Annotated in this window: 16 protein-coding genes; 7 read left to right on the forward strand and 9 right to left on the reverse strand. The window is 39.7% G+C overall.

What is annotated here, in order from left to right; all coding sequences use genetic code 11:
* Positions 1 to 16: 16 nt before the first annotated feature.
* The gene (ppc, locus tag J8L70_RS10790; RefSeq protein ID WP_211055592.1) at positions 17 to 2662 is read right to left on the reverse strand and encodes a phosphoenolpyruvate carboxylase; all 2646 of its coding nucleotides are present in this window, start codon (positions 2660 to 2662) and stop codon (positions 17 to 19) included.
* Positions 2663 to 3146: 484 nt separating this feature from the next.
* On the opposite strand from ppc, the gene J8L70_RS10795 reads away from it, so the two are divergent.
* The 3 genes from J8L70_RS10795 to J8L70_RS16065 all read left to right on the forward strand — a co-directional run bounded on the left by J8L70_RS10795 (position 3147) and on the right by J8L70_RS16065 (position 6222).
* Positions 3147 to 4367: a Xaa-Pro peptidase family protein gene (locus J8L70_RS10795; protein ID WP_211055593.1), complete on the forward strand. Its 1221-nt coding sequence runs from the start codon at positions 3147 to 3149 to the stop codon at positions 4365 to 4367.
* Positions 4368 to 4473: 106 nt separating this feature from the next.
* Positions 4474 to 5133: a DsbA family oxidoreductase gene (locus J8L70_RS10800; RefSeq protein WP_211055594.1), complete on the forward strand. Its 660-nt coding sequence runs from the start codon at positions 4474 to 4476 to the stop codon at positions 5131 to 5133.
* 330 nt (positions 5134 to 5463) lie between these two features.
* Positions 5464 to 6222: a GGDEF domain-containing protein gene (locus J8L70_RS16065; RefSeq protein ID WP_211055595.1), complete on the forward strand. Its 759-nt coding sequence runs from the start codon at positions 5464 to 5466 to the stop codon at positions 6220 to 6222.
* Between the two features lie 56 nt (positions 6223 to 6278).
* On the opposite strand, the gene J8L70_RS10810 is transcribed toward J8L70_RS16065, so the two are convergent.
* The 4 genes from J8L70_RS10810 to J8L70_RS10825 all read right to left on the reverse strand — a co-directional run bounded on the left by J8L70_RS10810 (position 6279) and on the right by J8L70_RS10825 (position 8819).
* Positions 6279 to 6557, reverse strand: coding sequence for a peptidylprolyl isomerase (locus J8L70_RS10810; RefSeq protein ID WP_211055596.1), 279 nt, complete (start codon positions 6555 to 6557; stop codon positions 6279 to 6281).
* 68 nt (positions 6558 to 6625) lie between these two features.
* Entirely contained in the window at positions 6626 to 7150 is a 525-nt protein-coding gene (locus tag J8L70_RS10815; RefSeq protein ID WP_211055597.1) for a response regulator, read from the reverse strand.
* Complete coding sequence (locus tag J8L70_RS10820) at positions 7147 to 8382, reverse strand: ATP-binding protein (RefSeq protein WP_211055598.1); 1236 nt, start codon at positions 8380 to 8382, stop codon at positions 7147 to 7149. Before J8L70_RS10820 ends, J8L70_RS10815 begins: the two co-directional genes overlap by 4 nt.
* Before the next feature lie 32 nt (positions 8383 to 8414).
* Positions 8415 to 8819, reverse strand: a complete 405-nt coding sequence (locus J8L70_RS10825; RefSeq protein ID WP_211055599.1) for a nuclear transport factor 2 family protein — start codon at positions 8817 to 8819, stop codon at positions 8415 to 8417.
* Between the two features lie 182 nt (positions 8820 to 9001).
* On the opposite strand from J8L70_RS10825, the gene J8L70_RS10830 reads away from it, so the two are divergent.
* Positions 9002 to 10075 (forward strand): ketoacyl-ACP synthase III, encoded by a 1074-nt coding sequence (locus J8L70_RS10830; RefSeq protein ID WP_211055600.1) that lies wholly within the window; start codon positions 9002 to 9004, stop codon positions 10073 to 10075.
* Positions 10076 to 10134: 59 nt separating this feature from the next.
* Positions 10135 to 10521, forward strand: a complete 387-nt coding sequence (locus tag J8L70_RS10835; RefSeq protein ID WP_211055601.1) for a VOC family protein — start codon at positions 10135 to 10137, stop codon at positions 10519 to 10521.
* 27 nt (positions 10522 to 10548) lie between these two features.
* On the opposite strand, the gene J8L70_RS10840 is transcribed toward J8L70_RS10835, so the two are convergent.
* Positions 10549 to 11910, reverse strand: coding sequence for a leucyl aminopeptidase family protein (locus J8L70_RS10840; RefSeq protein WP_211055602.1), 1362 nt, complete (start codon positions 11908 to 11910; stop codon positions 10549 to 10551).
* Positions 11911 to 11979: 69 nt separating this feature from the next.
* A complete protein-coding gene (locus J8L70_RS10845; protein ID WP_211055603.1) occupies positions 11980 to 12384 on the reverse strand; it encodes a hypothetical protein in 405 nt (134 codons plus the stop codon).
* 542 nt (positions 12385 to 12926) lie between these two features.
* Here J8L70_RS10845 and J8L70_RS10850 point away from each other — a divergent pair.
* On the forward strand, positions 12927 to 15545 hold the full coding sequence (locus J8L70_RS10850) for a TonB-dependent receptor (RefSeq protein WP_211055604.1): 2619 nt from the start codon (positions 12927 to 12929) through the stop codon (positions 15543 to 15545).
* Positions 15546 to 15620: 75 nt separating this feature from the next.
* Here J8L70_RS10850 and J8L70_RS10855 read toward each other — a convergent pair whose 3' ends face one another.
* Positions 15621 to 16550 carry an alpha/beta fold hydrolase gene (locus tag J8L70_RS10855; protein ID WP_211055605.1) on the reverse strand — a complete coding sequence of 310 codons (930 nt, stop codon included), beginning with the start codon at positions 16548 to 16550 and terminating at the stop codon, positions 15621 to 15623.
* A gap of 122 nt (positions 16551 to 16672) precedes the next feature.
* On the opposite strand from J8L70_RS10855, the gene rlmF reads away from it, so the two are divergent.
* Entirely contained in the window at positions 16673 to 17605 is a 933-nt protein-coding gene (rlmF, locus tag J8L70_RS10860; RefSeq protein ID WP_211055606.1) for a 23S rRNA (adenine(1618)-N(6))-methyltransferase RlmF, read from the forward strand.
* Positions 17606 to 17624: 19 nt separating this feature from the next.
* On the opposite strand, the gene J8L70_RS10865 is transcribed toward rlmF, so the two are convergent.
* The gene (locus J8L70_RS10865) at positions 17625 to 18212 is read right to left on the reverse strand and encodes a thymidine kinase (RefSeq protein ID WP_211055607.1); all 588 of its coding nucleotides are present in this window, start codon (positions 18210 to 18212) and stop codon (positions 17625 to 17627) included.
* Between the last annotated feature and the right edge of the window lie 42 nt (positions 18213 to 18254).

Raw genomic sequence — 18254 nt, forward strand, 5'->3', positions numbered from 1 at the left:
TTAACTTCTATTTATATTAACCGGTGTTACGCATACCAGCAGCAATTCCTGTCATGGTGATCATAAGGGCGTTATCGATATCCCCTTCGTTATGCTTTTCATTCGAACGAGCACGGCGTAATAATTCAACCTGTAACACATTCAGTGGATCGGTGTACGGGTTACGTAACGCAATCGACTCTTTGATCCAAGGCTGTTCAGCAAGTAAACTTTTTTGTGGGCTCAGCGATTGTACTAAAGTAACGGCTTCGCCTAGCTCTTTACGTAATGCAACACCTAATGGTTGGTACATCGGCTCGACTAACGCATTATCATAATGCTCACTTAACCAGCTATCTGCTTTACTAAATACCATTTCAAGCATTTCTAAACGAGCTCTAAAGAAAGGCCACTTTAAGCTCATTTCGTGCAACGTTTCTAAACCATACTTATCAAGCGCAGCTTGCAAACCGGTTAATGCACCTAACCAAGCTGGTAGCATTAAACGGTTTTGGCTCCATGCAAATATCCAAGGAATTGCACGTAAACTCTCTACCCCACCATTTGGGTTTCGCTTAGCAGGACGAGAGCCCAGTGGTAGCTTAGACAGTTCAAGCTCAGGAGTCGCCATTCTAAAATAAGGCACAAAGTTTTCATCGTGTCGTACTACATTTCGGTAATGCTCACACGACTGTTCACTAATTAAATCCATCACTTCACGCCACTGCAGTTTAGGCTCTGGCGGTGGTAATAAGTTACTTTGCAATACGGCACCAGCATATATATTTAAGCTTTGTAGTGCTACCGCAGGTAAGCCAAATTTAAAGCGGATCATTTCGCCTTGCTCAGTAACACGTAGCCCACCTTTTAATGAACCCGGAGGCTGAGAGTGTAAAGCTTGTGCAGCAGGTGCTCCACCACGGCCAACGGTACCACCACGACCATGGAACAATACCAATTCAATACCACGTTCATCAGCAAGTTGTACTAGCTTATCCATCGCATCATATTGTGCCCAACCAGCGGCCATCATACCGGCATCTTTTGCTGAATCAGAGTAGCCAATCATTACATTTTGCGTATTTTGAATATGCCCGCGATACCATACGTTATCAAGTAACGTTGTAATCACATCACTGCCTGCATTTAAATCGTCTAACGTTTCAAACAGCGGAGCAACAGGTAAATTAAAGCGACAACCGCTTTCTTTTAACAGTAACTGTACCGCTAAAATATCAGACGCAGTTCGTGCCATTGAAATAATATACAAACCAAATGTTTTTTCATCTTGACGTGCAATAACATCAAAAGTATCGAGTACTTCTTGCACTTCAGGGCTTGGTTGCCATTGTTTTGGTATTAACGGACGGCGAGAATTAAGCTCAGCAAGTAAAAATGCTTGTTTATCTTGCTCTTGCCATTGATTGTAATCGCCTAAGCCTAGATGACGTGTTAACTCAGAGAACACATCGCCATGACGTGATGAATCTTGGCGTACGTCGAGTTTAGCTAAACGTAAACCAAAGCTGTTAATTCGATATAATAAATCGAGTAATAATCCTTGTGCAACGACCGTCATATTGCATTTTAATAATGAGCGATAACACACTTCAACTGGGTGCTTAATTTGATTAATATCATTAATTAAATCTTGTGCGTCAGTGCGTTTATTTTTAATTTTAGCGCTTAAATGATTAACGGTTTCAAGTACTTTGCCTTTTAGGTTTTTAAGTACGGCACGGTAAGGTTCAAAGTCTTGTCCAGCCAGCTCAATTAGTTCTTCGCTAGCATGCGACATAGAAAGCTCGGCGCATAACTTATCCAGATCACGATGATACAAGTCAAGTGCCATCCAACGGCCATGATCAAGTACTTCTTGCGTTACTAGAGCGGTGACAAACGGGTTACCATCACGATCTCCCCCCATCCACGATGTAAACTCAATCGGACTATAATCAGTAGGTAACTCTAAATCTAACGTCTCTTTAACCTGCTCTGAAAACTCACGTAAAAATTGCGGAATCGCCTGCCATAAACTGTTTTCAATAACAGCAAAACCCCATTTAGCTTCATCAATAGGTGTTGGGCGCGCACGACGAATTTCATCAGTATGCCAAGCTTGGCTAATTAACTGTGCAACACGCTCAAGTAACGCAGTACGCTCTTGCGGTAAGTTATCTTTACGTTCAAGCGATGCTAAGCAATCGCTTAATTCAATGTGCTTATTGATAATTGTACGGCGTGTTACCTCAGTTGGGTGAGCCGTTAAAACTAAATTTATATGTAGTTTCGAAATAGTGTCCGCAAGGTGGTTATGATCAAGCTCACCTTCTTTTGCTTTAGCCATTAATGTTTTAAGCGTTTTAGTTAAAGGATTTAACTGGCTCAAACCCGCCTCGTTGAAGCGTGATACCGTGTGAAATTGCTCTGCGACATTGGCTAAATTTAAAAAGTGGTTAAATGAACGTGCAACAGGCAGCAATTCTTCATCGCTTAAGGCATGTAATACATCTATTAGTGCTTGTCTGTCTGCTTCATTACCACTGCGTGATGACTTTGATAAAGCTCGAATCTCTTCTACCTTATCTAAAATCGCTTGGCCTTGGGCATCTTTAATTGTTTGTCCTAGCAGTTGCCCTAGTAAATTTACATTACCACGTAAAGCAGCATATTGTTCACTCATTCCTAATTCTCCTGTTTTTCTAGTAATACTATTAATATCATCATGGCGTTACATTTAATAGAACGATTTTCTATGAGATAAGATAAATCAGCATAAATAAGCATTTCAACCAATCAATATAGCTAATTAATTACACAATAATAAATACAACCGACAACAAGCCTACCCATATAAAACATAAAAATGCGCTGTTTAATGCCATAAAACTGTTAAAATGAAAATGTAAGCAATTGTTTTTTAATTAAAAATAATAAACATCAACCTTATCAACTCTATGTATACAAACGCACCAACAGCGGGCCGTATTAATAAAGCATCATTTTATCTGTTTAATTAAACAGGAAATTGAAATTTTTTCGCTTGCCTAAACATTCGCATTTTTGACATAAGTTTTCCTCTTTTTTTCATTAAAGTTATCCAACGCACTTTACTTGAAGTTACAGTTAAAACTGCCCACAATAACAAAAAATAATTGGAGAAATACATGACAACTCAAGGTATTGGCTATCAATCGGCTGAACAAGCTTTAGCGTCACTTAGCGATATGACCTCGCATTTAACGGCCATCCCAGATAACGAATATTTGACGCGTATAGCAAATGCACAAGCCTATATGAAGGCAAACAATATTGATGCCATTTACTTAAATGCAGGCACTAACTTAACTTATTTTACGGGTATGAAGTGGTATGCCAGTGAACGTATGGTTGGTGCAATATTACCCGCACAAGGGCAAGTTCAATACCTAGCTCCTCACTTTGAAATTGGAAGCTTGAACGACTTTAAAGTCATTGACGGGCCTATCCATGGTTGGCAAGAGCATGAAAACCCATATAGTTTATTTTGCAGCATACTCAAACAACTCAATATTGCCGATAAAGCCACCATTGGCATTGATGAAAGTGCCCAGTTTTTTATTTTCGACGGCATTAACAAGGCACAAAAAGGATTAACTTTAATAAACGCCCAACCGGTAACCGCTCACTGTAGAATGCACAAATCGGCAAATGAATTAGCGTTAATGCAAGCGGCCATGAATATGACACTTGCAGTACACAAAGCAACAGCTAGTATGCTACACGAAGGCATTAGTACAACCGCTGTCGAGGCATTTATAAAACAAGCCCATCAAAAAGTAGGGGCTGAAGGTAATTACTTTTGCATCGTATTATTTGGTGTTGCCACATCTTTTCCACATGGAGTAAAAGATCCACAAACCTTAAAAAAAGGCGATATGGTACTTATTGATACGGGCTGTAAGGTACACGACTATATTTCTGATATTACTCGCACTTATGTGTTTGGAGAGCCAAGCGCGCAACAACGAAAGTTTTGGAATATAGAAAAACAAGCCCAGTTGGCTGCATTTAATGCGGCTAAAATTGGCGCTACTTGTGCCGACGTTGATAACGCAGCGCGCAGCTATATTGCAGCTCAAGGCTTAGGTCCGCAGTACCAAACTCCAGGTTGCCCGCATCGTACTGGCCATGGTATTGGTTTAGATATCCACGAATGGCCATATTTAGTGGGGGGCAACACCACCGTTCTCGCTTCGGGAATGTGTTTTAGTAATGAGCCAATGCTTGTGATCCCCAACGAGTTTGGCGTACGTTTAGAGGATCATTTTTATATGACGGATAACGGCCCTCAATGGTTTACTAAGCCCAGTCACAGCATTGATGACCCCTTTGCAATTAATGCGTAATTAAGTGTTTGAGCAGCTATTTGGCTGCTCTTTTTATATCTCGATTGATAAAACAAAAATCATCCCAATATCTGTTTTATACCTTCTAAATCCAAAAAGGATGAAAATGACAAACTTTAAAATTGATATTGTTTCAGATGTAATGTGCCCTTGGTGTGTTGTTGGCTATAAAAACCTAGAAACCGCACTGAGTGATTTACAAAACGAAATGAGCGCCGATATCACCTGGCATCCTTTTGAGCTAAACCCCGATATGCCACTTGAAGGCCAAGATTTAAACGAACACCTCATGGAAAAATATGGCTTAACCGAAGAGCAAGGTGATGAAAACCGCCAACGTATGTTTGAAGCTGGACAGCGTGCAGGGTTTACTTTTAACTTTGATGGTAAGCGGATCATGATTAACAGCTTTGATTTGCATCGCTTATTAACTTGGGCCCGCGAAGAAGGGAAGCAAACTGAGCTAAAATTAGCGATGTTTGAAGCACATTTCACCGATTTGGCATTTTTAAATCAAGAAGAAGCCTTGCTAAATGTAGTAGAAAAAGTTGGCCTCGATAAAGAGCAAGCGCGACAAATTTTGCATAGTAACCGTTATGTGCAAACCGTACGTGAAGAACAGCAGCATTTTAAACAAATGGGTATAAGCTCTGTCCCTACATTTATTATTAACGATAAATACGCTCTCAGTGGTGGCCAGCCACCAGAAGCTTTTATACAAGCACTTAAACAAATTAGTGAAGAAGAAGCGAAACAAAAAGCGTAGTTATTAACTTAACAAATAAACCAACCTGTTAAACGCTAAAATGCCTGTTACCCGATAATGGGCATTTTATTATTTATGCTTTATAACACTATTAATAAAATAATAATCGGCAACTACTCAAGGCTCATCACAACGCCTTAAAACAAAACAGACATAATTTAGAAAATTAATCCGGCCTGTCTTTTCATATAAAAATTGTATTATTAAATATTGATAAATATTCGATACTCTGTACCCTTTATTAATAGCTTGGATAAGTTCCAGCAAGGAATAGTTATCCCCTAATAGGTGATAATTAAAATAAATGGTATTTACATAAGAGGTCGATTTGTGAAAAACCCACTCTATGAAGGCAAACAGCCCATGGATCATGAAACAAGGGCACGTAGCCGCTGGTTAATTATGCTCATTATTACTGCATCAAGCATTATAATGTCATTATTAATTACATTTTTAATTTTACATTTTACTCACAGTCCCATGCTCCCCATTATTTTTATCATTGCTGCGCTTGCTCCAGCAATTATCTCTCCTATGACAACTTGGTCAATCAGTAACTTAATGATAAAAGTACAAAAGCTAGAAGAGGCGCACCGCTATCTTGCGACGTACGACGATTTAACTGGATTAATGTCACGTCGAGCGTTTATCGAACAAAGTGAAGCCCTTTTAAAGTTATGCGAGCGAAATAATGAACCATTAGCTTTAGCTTTTTTGGATTTAGATCATTTTAAACACGTTAATGATGTATACGGACATGGCGGTGGCGATGAGGTGCTTAAAATGTTTGCCACTGTTTTACAGCAACAAAAGCGCTCGAGTGATTTGGTTGGGCGTTTAGGCGGTGAAGAGTTTGCACTACTGCTGCCCTATTCTACCCTTGATGATGCGAGGGCGTTGCTAGAACGAATTCGTAAACAGACGCAAAACACGCAAGTCGGTTATCTCGAACACACGATTAAAGTAACGGTTAGCGGCGGCCTTGCTTGCATTAAAAATAACACTCAAAATAATTTAGCTACACTTATAAAAGTAGCGGATGACGCCTTATACAATGCTAAATCTCAAGGCCGAAATATCATTGTATAATAAAGAGTGTGGTGACCTATTTATTGGTGTCACCACATACCTGTTTAATAGCCTATTTATGTGCGATAAAGCACTTTTATAACATGCCAGCCAAATTTTGTTTTGACTAAAAGAGGTTCAAGAATAGCGCCATTAAACGCCGCTTTATCGAACTGAGGTACCATTTGTCCACGGCGAAACTCCCCTAAATCCCCTCCTTTTTTACCCGAAGGACATGACGAATATTTTTTAGCCAGTGTTTGAAACTTAGCCCCTTTATTTAACTGCTTAATAATATCTTCAGCAATCTCTTTATGCTTTACTAAAATATGAAGTGCGTGCGCTGTACTTGCCATTTTAACCTCTACTAAATTATCTAGCCTATTTTAACACAGCGATTTTGCACGCACTACACCACACTGCTCTATTGTTGTACTGGTTTTTTTTGCAGTTTGCGCTGTAATGTACGCCGATGCATATTTAGTTGCCTAGCCGTGGCCGACACATTGCCATTATTACTTAATAATACTTGTTGAATATGCTCCCATTCAAGACGCTCAGGCGACATCACCTCTGAGCTAACCGGCGTGACTGCGTTGCATTTTTCACTATTAAGGGCCTTAAGCAAAGTGATCATATCGACAGGTTTAGTGAGATAATCATTAGCACCTTGGCGCATAGCTTCAACTGCGGTTGCAATGCTGGCAAATCCGGTGAGCAATACAATATGGCTATGTTGTAATAAGCTGCGTAATGGCTTTATCAACTCTAACCCATTATCCATGCCAAGCTTCATATCCAGTAAAATATACTCTGGTAAATTTTCATGGGCTTTTAATAATGCATCACTTTGATTATGTGCAACACAACAGCTAAACCCTTGTTTAGTTAAACGCCTTGCTAAGGTTGACGCTAAGTTTTCGTCATCTTCAATAATTAATAACTTCATATTTTTTCTGGCACAATCGCTAACTTAATCTGCGCCACAGCTCCGCCATCGATATGGTTATATAACGTTAACGAGCCATTTAAACGCTCAAATGTTACATTTGACAATAATACAGCCAGTCCCATGCCTTGTTCACTCGCCATAAGTTGCCCTCCAAGCGCCGTTAACTGCTCAGCAGAAAATCCTTTACCATAATCTCTAATTAATAAATATAAACCATCCCCTGCTGGCGCTAACTGCCAAGTTAAATCTAATTGCGATTGGGCATTTTTTTGATTAGCAATCGCCGCATTTTGTAATAGATTTAAAATAGCAGGCAATAGCATGGCATCGCCACGTACCCATGTATTACTAGGCGTTGTTAACCACTTTACTTGCTGATGAGGAAATTGCAGCACCATGGTATCGCTAATATCTTGATGTAGTTGTTTAGCACTCATAGGTTGTGCTTGATTGTTTTCGCGCAATTGTGCCGAAAGCTCTCTAAAGTCATGTAATTGGCTGCGACATTGCGCTAAAGGCGTGTGCATTTGTTTAATGATGGGATTATCAGGCTCTTCCTCTAGCAACTCTTCGTATAACAAATGTAAATTGGCTATCGGGGTCGCTAATTGATGTGCTATTTGCGCGGCAGCCCCATCAAGTGTAACGAGTTGCTCGTTGCGCAGTTGTTTTTCACGCACACTTGCAATCGTGCGTTCGCGCTCTTTTAACGAGCGGTTCATTGCGCCTATAACAAAAGCAATCACCGTTGCACTGAGTACAAAGTTAACCCACATACCAATAAAATGATTACTCATATTCATAATATGCATGTTGTGATCGGGCATAATAATTAATAAAAAGCTATAAGCGGCAATCGCTAACACGCCAATAAAGGCCAATCCTTTTTCGCTTAATGTAACCGCGGCGATCATAATCGGTAACAATAATAGCGAAACAAATGCATTGGTAGCCCCACCACTTAATGACAGTAAAAGGGTTAAAAATAACACATCGGCACTGAGCTGCATCACCATACCAATCGATTTAGCTTGGCTTACATTACGATAAGCAAAAACACTTAATAGCTGAAAAACAGCCTCTGCTGTAATAACCGATAAAAGAGGTAATAAAGGGATTTGGTGCTCTAATAAAAAATACACACTTAAAACAGCGACTAACTGCAAAGCGATAGCCCCGCTTCTTAGCGCAAGTAATCGACTAATAGCCGGATCGGTTTTAATTAACACGTCATATTTCCTTGGCAATAGTAAAGTAGCCGTTATTCATCATCCATTAAAATAGTAAACTGAGGACAAGGAGTCCCTTGGTGAAATACCATTTTCCATTTTTCGCCCTGTTTACGCCACAACGACATACGTAAAGAGTATTGAAATTCGGCGCGAGCAGAGCGCCTGTACGCTGCTTGATAACTAAGCTGAGCGACATCATCACTTAACATCCGCCCTTTAAATCCTTGATTATAAAATTGCGGGACTATTTCATTTGGTAAACGCGTGATCACCTGATGCTTATTAAATACCGTTCCATTACCTGCAATTTCAATAAACTCGTCGTCTAATAAAGCGTCTAATAACGCAACGGATTGCCTAACTTCAGGCTCAAGTAGCTGCCTTTCAGCATCAATTAGATGGGTAAATAAAGAAACCTTTATTTTGCTACTCATAAAATTCCCAAAATATAATAAGTTACATGTGCTTATATTTGATAGTATCGGCTAAGGCGCTTTATCTCAAGGTCCAATATCCGCTAAAAGAACCTTAAAAGCACAATAAACTAGCCAAAAAACATGGTTTTTGATATAACCGCGTTTATTCGAATATGCCTTACCTCACTAAGAGAATTTATATGACCTACGCACATATCACAGGCTGGGGGAAATGTATTCCGCCTGCAAGTATTAGCAATGACGAAATCAGTACAATAGTAGATACCAACGATGAGTGGATAACAACACGCACAGGCATTAAATCTCGCAGAGTTAGCCATGTCAGCACCGCTGAATTAGCGACGGTGGCCGCTAAACACGCCATCGCTTGTGCTGGCATAGACCCGCAAGAAATTGATTTAGTTATTGTCGCAACGTGTACACCCTCTACTTTAGTTGCAAATACAGCGTCATTAGTACAAAAAGATATCGGCGCCAAAGGGGCTGCAGCAATGGATACCAATGCTGCATGTTCTGGGTTTTTATATGCGCTACAAGCTGCTACCGCACAAATACAAGCGGGCATGATAAAAAAAGCCGTCGTTATTGCCGCCGAACGCATGACATGGTGCATCAATTGGGCCCTAAGAGATAGCGCTGTATTATTTGGTGATGGTGCCGGGGCTGTCGTGCTTGAAGCCAAAGAAACTCCTGCAGGGCTACTGGCCACTAAAACAGGGTGTGATAGCGAAGACCGTGACATATTGCACATCAGTAATTTTGGTACTGATTTAGATAAATACCACGCATTTGGCCCATCTAATTTATTATTTGAAGGGCGCGAAATATTTAAACGTGCCGTAAAAGGCATGAGCGAAGCGTGTGATGATGTACTAAATCAAGCTAATTTGAGCTTAGACGATATCAATGTGCTAGTACCGCATCAAGCAAATTTACGTATTATTCAAGCCATTCAAAACCGATTAAATGTACCCGATAACAAAGTAATGGTTAATATAGGGCAATACGGCAATACCTCTGCAGCCACTATAGCCATTGCATTGTGCGAAGCAGTCGAGCAAGGGTTAATTAAACCAAACGATAATATAATGTCGGCGGCATTTGGAGCGGGATTAACCTGGGCTGCAAGTTATATAAAATGGGGTGAACGCGTTACACCAATAACAATCAGTGATGCCACTCTACCCGATTGCGATAAAACCGGATTAGAGTTAGTTGAGCCCTCTGTTAAAGCGTGTTTAACTAAAGACTAAAGTGTAATAAAAGCATGTTATTGAAAGCGCACTTAGTGTGCTTTCAATTTTGAGGTTTTATGAAATTATTAGGTATTCACCATGCTGCAATTATTTGTAGTGACTATGAAAAATCTAAGCGTTTTTATAGTGAAGTTTTAAAACTGACCATCATAAATGAGCATTTTAGAGCAGAGCGAAATTCATATAAACTTGACTTAGCCTTGCCTGATGGCACTCAAGTAGAGTTATTTTCTTTTGCTGGTGCACCGCCTCGCCCAAGTTATCCCGAAGCTCAAGGACTGCGCCATTTAGCGTTTAAAGTTAATGATATTGATACTGCAAAAGCATATTTAATATCGCAGGGGATTAAAGTAGAAGAGATTAGACTTGATGAAATAACCGGCAAAAAATTTACATTTTTTGCCGATCCAGATAACTTACCACTTGAGCTATATGAGGTGTAACCGACTATAACTTGTGATTAAGCCATTTTAATTAAAACGTGCTGCTAAATAGCTAAACACAGCGCGAATACCTAAAGCTTCACCGCCCGCAGGACGCCCTGGTAAACTGCGTAAATTCCATGCCATCACATCAAAATGTACCCAAGGCGTTGTCGGCTCAACAAACTCTTTTAAATAAAGCGCTGCGGTAATCGCACCACCAAATGGGGTATTTGCACAGTTTGCCATATCGGCAACATTACTTTTTAAATACGATTTGTATTGCTCAAATAAAGGCAGCTGCCATACCGGATCGCTCACATTAAAACCGGCATCCATAATACCATTGGCAATATCTTTATCAGTAGAGAAAAAACCTGGTAATTCTGTTCCTAAAGCAACTCTACATGCCCCTGTTAAGGTAGCAAAATCAACAATTAGCTCTGGCTTGTCGGCTTGTGCTTCGGTTAATGCATCACATAAAACTAAGCGCCCTTCAGCGTCGGTATTATCAATTTCAACCATAATACCTTTACGAGTTTTAATAACATCACCTGGGCGAAATGCATTACGCGAAACCGCATTTTCGACTGCCGGTACTAACACGCGAAGCCTAACAGGAAGGTTAGCCGCCATTATAAGCTGTGCTAAACCGATAACATGCGCAGCCCCGCCCATGTCTTTTTTCATATTACGCATACCCGCGCTAGGCTTTAAATCTAACCCGCCCGAATCAAAACACACCCCTTTACCAACTAAAGTAATACGTGGCGATGATTCGTCTCCCCATTGCAGGTCCAGTAATCGCGGTTTATTTTCACTCGCTCTACCGACCATATGAATAGTTGGGTAATTTTGCTCTAATAATTCATCGCCAATCCACTGCGAAAACTCACCTTTGTAAGTATCTGCTAAATCGGCCATAACTTGCGATAAATGTTGCGGCATCATGTCGGCAGCAGGTGTATTAACTAAATCACGTACAAGGTTAATGGCATCGCTTTGTTGCTTAATTCGAATATACAACTGTTCATCTGCAATTCCGAGCTGCGCTTTTAACGATGCTTTTTCTTTATACTCGCTAAATTCATAACCGCCAAGTACAAAGCCTAAAGCCACTTGTTCAATCAGTTTTGCATCACCATTTATTTGATAACACTTTGCGGGTAATTTGTTTGCCAGTTCTCCGGCGGCCCAAAAATCGTCGCGATGATCCATCAAACAAAATACTTGAGCTAATTCCCCTGTTTGTGGGTCAGGAATTAATGCTAAGCCTTGTTTATCGAAGCCGGTGTTTTCAAGCCAGTTTTGAATAAACAAAGATTGCTGGGCTTGCCATTGAGTTAAGTCACTTTTTAAAATAAAAGATAAAGGAATACCTGAAGATGTATGAAGAATTAATGCACTCATTAAATAGCTCACAGAAAAAATACAGGGCTTAAGCATACCAACAAGCGATATTAAAAGGTACAGATAATTTTATGGCTGTTTGTGGTCGTTTTGCTTGGCTATTTCTTGATCGAGTTGCTTACTCGTTTTTTGGATGCTAAACGAACTTGGTAACACATCAACTCCAACCATACTGCCTAGTTTGACGACTAAAGGAATAGTAATAGGGGCAAATGGTAATACCGCGAAAACCCCCAGACCGAGTCCCTTTAAAATATCAACAAATTGTTCGTTCGCTCTTTTTAGTTCTGCTTTAGATATTTCACCTTGCGTGTAGCGTCGATATATCGACAACATTTCTATCGTTTCTTGTTTTTCTTGAGACAACGCAATTTTAAGCGCTACCATCGCTCGTCTAAATTTGAGTTGTTGGCGCTTCTTACTTATTTTAGCTACCCGTATAGGTGCTCTGTGAATAACTTTATATAGTCGCATTTGTTTATTCTCACACAGCTCAAGGCGTTAACAAAGTTAATTTGTACAATTTTGTTGCCACTCTATTTTTTTTTGCATTAAAACAAGCACTATTTTAGTGCATTTTATAGGTACTTTTATTTAATTAAGCCGTGAGATAAAAGCTCAAATAAACTCATGATTTTTCATTAGCAAGCTAATCTATAAAGAGCGACTCCCCTACACTAAATGGCTAGATAACCGGATTAAACACAAAAAAAACATTAAACATAATAAAATCAAACAAACTGCTAAAAATCACCAATTAAGTGCAACACCATCCAAACAAGCACCAAAAACAGAAAATATTATGCAAAGAAGCACCTTCACACCTCTGTTAAAAAACAGTTAACCATGGGTTGCCGATAATGAATTTTATGTATAACCTGTTGCCAACAGCTTGTAAAACCGTGCTGAAATATTTGGTATTAAGTGAGGGGAAACCCTTATATAAAATCATAATTTAATAAACTTTGATGTATTTACATCATTATAAGAATAAATTCTATCTGGGGATATTTAGAATGAAGTTAAAAACCAATTTATTAAACCAAGCCGTTAAGTTTGCCTTAGCAACGACGACTGCCGGGGTATTTATATCGGGTTCTGTAGTTGCAGCTGAAGCTGAAGCTGAAGCTGAACAAGTTAAAGTGTCTGAGAATGTTGAAAAAATAGCAGTTGTCGGCTCACGTGCTGCACCTCGCTCAATTAGCGACTCACCAGTACCTATCGATATTGTTAGCGCAGATGAACTAAGTAAAAATGGCTCAACGGATATGCTTGATATGTTACAAGCTGCCGTGCCTTCATTTAATGTACGTCAACAACCTATTTCTGATGCAGCCTCATTTATCCGTCCAGTTAACTTACGTGGCTTATCTTCAGACTCGACACTAATATTACTTAACGGCAAACGACGTCATCGTGCCTCAGTCATTGCATTTCAAGGCGGTGGTGTAAACGATGGTGCTCAAGGTCCTGATATTTCAGTGATCCCTAGTGTTGCTTTAAAACAAGTAGAAGTATTACGTGATGGTGCTGCCGCGCAATATGGTTCAGATGCTATTGCTGGGGTTATGAACTTTGTACTTAAAGATGCTGCCGAAGGCGGTTCTATTTCAATACGTAAAGGTCAATATTACGAAGGTGACGGCGATCAAACTGTGATTGATGCCAATATTGGTTTACCTTTTACTGACGATGGCTTTGTGAACTTATCGGCACAATATAAAACCGCAGATGCGACGAGCCGCACATTACAACGCCCTGATGCACAAGCTCTAATCGACGCAGGAAATAGCGCAGTCAATGATCCAGCACAAACGTGGGGTAACCCAGAGCTAGAAGACGATTTAACTTTATTTGCCAATGTCGGTCTCGATTTAGGTAATAACAGCGAATTCTACATGTTTGGTAACTACTCAGACAGAACCGCCACTTCAGGTTATTACTACCGTAACCCACAAAACCGTGGGGGTGTTTTTACCGATGGAAATGGTGATTTATTAGTTGGTGCAATGGATGGCAATGCAGACGCTTGTCCAAATATTGCGATTACTAGCGATAATGTACTCACTCAAGATGATTACATTAATAACGTTGCCAACAACGAAAATTGTTTTGCCTTTAATGAAATTTTACCTGGCGGTTACACACCTTTATTTACTGGTGAGATCAACGATACGTCACTGACCATGGGAACGAAAGGCGAAATTAATGACGGCTTTTTAGCGGGTGCATTTTATGATTTAAGCGGTTCATTTGGTCGCAATAAATCAACGTATACTCTAAACAATACCGTTAACCCTTCATTAGGGGCTAATCAACCGAGTGACTTATCATTTGAAACCGGTTCGTATATTCAACTAGAAAAATCATTCAATGGCGATATTTCGAAGCAATTTGATATTGGTCTATACGATGCACTTAACGTTGCCTCGGGTGTTGAATGGCGCCAAGAAAGCTTTGAAATTGTATCGGGTGAGCAAGCTTCATGGGAGCAAGGTCCACTTGCATCGCAAGGCTTTAGTGTTGGCTCACATGGTTTTGCAGGATTTTCTCCTGAATCACAAGGTGTATACACACGTCAAAGTATCGCAGCCTACCTTGATGTAGAATCGTACGTTACCGAAGATCTACTATTAGGTGCCGCGTTACGTTATGAAGACTTTTCATCGTTTGGTAATACAACAAATTATAAGTTATCAGGTCAGTATACATTTAACGACGAGTTTTCGATGCGTGCATCGCATTCAACCGGCTTTAGAGCACCAACGGTAGGTCAAGCGAATGTCGTTAACACTCAAACATCATTGGTCAATGGCGAATTAATCCAATCGGCAACGTACTCACCGACTCACCCAGTTTCGGTACAAAAAGGCGGGATTGAGCTTACTCCAGAAGAGTCTGAAAGCTATGCAATAGGCGCCGTGTACGAAAATGGTGATTTCTTTTTAACGGTTGATTTATACCACATTGAAGTGACTGACCGTGTTGCACAAACAGACAAACTATTTATTACCCAAGAAGATGTTGATGCATTAGAAGGTCTTTACGCTAACCCAGAGTTATTGTTAGGTGGTTCAATTACGTTCTTCGCGAATGACTTTGATACGACTACTCAAGGTGCCGATGTGGTTGCCAATTACTCGACAGAATTATTTAGCGGTGATACTACATTTAGCTTAGCGTATAACTACAACACAACTGAGGTAAGTAATGCGGGTAGTTACACTTCTGAATTTAAAGTAAAGCGTTTAGAAGAAGGTATTCCTGAGCACCGTGCTACATTTACCATTGCACAGCAATGGGACGATGTAAGTATGTTTGTACGTACAAATTACTTTGGCGAATACTTTGCAACACATGCTGATGAGCCAGATATTGGTGATACTTACGGCTGGTCTAAAACAGCTAGCTCTGCTGTTACCTTTGACGTAGAAGTTAGTTACTTTGTAACCGAAGATATTACGTTATCATTAGGTGCAAATAACATTTTCGATACCGAAGCTGAAGAGCTACAAGAAGTATCGGCCGATGGTTCATATGGCTCACAAGGCGTAGTGGGTGGTAAGTACTACGAAAGTGGTCCTTTTGATTACAATGGCGGTTTTTACTACGCTAAAGCAACTTACCGTTTCTAAGTTTAAACTCAACTAAATTAATTAAGGCGAAATGATTCATCATTTCGCCTTTTTTGTTATGTCAGTTAGAATAATTTAAGCGCTATGATTACTTTTGTTATCGCCATAATAGTTAAACCATTGCAACACGTCACAAAATTGCTCTTTTCTCGCCTGAGGATGAGTTAACATTGTAATATGATCGTAATCATGACTATGCCCAAATTTACGCCCATATATTTGCATTTTTTGCACTCCAACACCGGATTCCTCTATAAACTTTTTAATATCGATCGGCTGCGCCAACGCTTTATCGTTTACTGCTGCAATATGTAAAATAGGCGCTAAGGATACCTTGGTTAATGCTTGGCCATAGTTAAATCCGTCATCACTATCAATCCATGCATTTTGTTTAGCCCACTGCATACTTTGCCAATGTGACTTTGTGCTTTCATTATCACTGCCCCATCTAAGCTTTTTGGCAGGTAAATAACCACACACTTTTGCAATAACCGGGGCTAAGGTGTACCAAATTACATTCGCTTGTAAAAACTTATAAGGGTGGTTGTTATACAAAGCGCGTTTACTACCAAAATAAGCACATGCTTTTACTGTATTTATATACTCAGGAAAACGAGCCAATACACTATTCATCAGAACACCTCCCCAAGAATGGGCGACCCAATAATCAGGAAACTTTCCTTCTAATGCATTAATTTTGTGAATAAATGCGGGTATATCGTGAGTAATTGCTTCACTTTGGCCGTGTAAATCACCTTTCGTAATTGCCGGCTTGCTTTCGCCTCGCCCTCGTAAATCAGCAACATAACAACGATATCCTTGTTCAGCTAAAAATGGGGCTAATCCTTTGTTGCTATGCGTATAAAAAATTTTTCCATTTTCTACAGCACCATGTAATAAAAATACTACGCCTAACGTTGATTTTTTCCTCGATGTTATACAGCGCAAATGCAGCGTTTCACCCGATGTAAGCTCAATAAAATGTGAGTGTTGATTAATTGTCATGGCTATTCCTTTATTGTCACCTTAACTCATCCTACCAGTAGTTTATTGAAAAAGTAAAAGAATACGCATTCTTTACAGCTTTTGTTACAATAGCGCTAAATTGTTATTGTTAATTAAATACTATGAAACCCACTGGTAGCAAAAAACTTCATCCTCGCAATCAACATAATCAAGGCTATCACTTCGAGCAGTTAATTGCTGCAGAGCCTACATTAAGTGCTTTTATAGTTAAAACCCCTGCGGGAACTGATAGCATAGACTTTAGCAATAACAAGGCGGTTAAAACCCTTAATCAGGCGCTATTAAAAGCACACTATAATATTTCATTTTGGGATATACCTGATCACAATTTGTGCCCACCAATCCCCGGGCGTGTTGATTATATTCACTACTTAGCAGATTTACTTAGTGAAGATAATAATGCTGTAATCCCTACCGGCGGCCAGGTAAAAGTACTCGACATTGGTACAGGTGCAAACTTAGTTTACCCATTAACAGGCTCATTTGAATATCAATGGCACTTTACAGGAAGCGATATTGATATTGCTTCGGTAAAAATAGCTAAACAAATTGCGCAATTTAATCGTTTAAACGTAGCCGTAAAGCATCAACCTAATTCAGCGCAACTTTTTAATTCAATTATCAAACCCCGTGACTTTTTTCATTTAACCTTATGTAATCCGCCATTTCATGCCAGTGCAAACGATGCACAAAAAGGAACGGCCAGAAAATGGAAAAATCTAGCAAAAGGCCAGTCAGCCACAACGCTTAACTTTTCGGGCAAAAGTAACGAGCTATGGTGCGAAGGGGGAGAAGTGAAGTTTATTACAAACATGATACAAGAAAGTGAAGCATTTGCTGAGCAAGCATTGTGGTTTACATCGTTGGTATCAAAGAAAGATTCGCTAGATGTATTAATTAAACAGTTAAAAAAAGCACCGATAGCTGAATATAAAATAATAGATATGGCACAAGGGCAAAAAATAAGTCGCTTTATTGCTTGGAGTTATTTTGATAAAACAACAAGAGAGGAAGTGTGTAGAGCCTTCACCTAGCCATACACACCCATATCGATTACATTCTTGTAATATTTAATGCTTCTTTATAATGCTTGCGGCAAACCGACACATAACGATCGTTGCCGCCAATTTCAACTTGATTACCATCAGCAATGGCATTGCCTTCGCTATCGGTACGAAGCACATGATTAGCTTTACGGCCACAATGGCATACTGTTTTAAGCTCTATAAGCTTATCTGCCCAGGCTAATAAATATTGCGAACCGGTAAATAGTTCACCTCTAAAGTCATTACGCAAGCCATAACACAGTACCGGTATACCCAATTCATCCACGACATCAGTTAACTGCATCACTTGATCTTTTGATAAAAATTGACATTCATCAACTAAAACACAATGGCGTTTTTGCTCGTTATTTAACGATTCAATAAGTGAATATACATTTTCGTTGGCATCAAAAATATGTGCATCGGCTTGTAAGCCAATACGAGATGACACTTTTCCTACCCCTGCTCTGTCATCAATTGCTGCCGTTAAAATAACCGGCTCCATGCCTCTTTCTCTATAATTAAATGCCGATTGCAGCAAGGTGGTAGATTTACCCGCATTCATTGCAGAGTAATAAAAATATAATTGTGCCATTATTATTGTGCCTTCACTTTATTAGAGCGCTTATGCTACCGT

The organism is Pseudoalteromonas sp. MMG010, assembly GCF_018100905.1.
Lineage (GTDB): Bacteria > Pseudomonadota > Gammaproteobacteria > Enterobacterales > Alteromonadaceae > Pseudoalteromonas.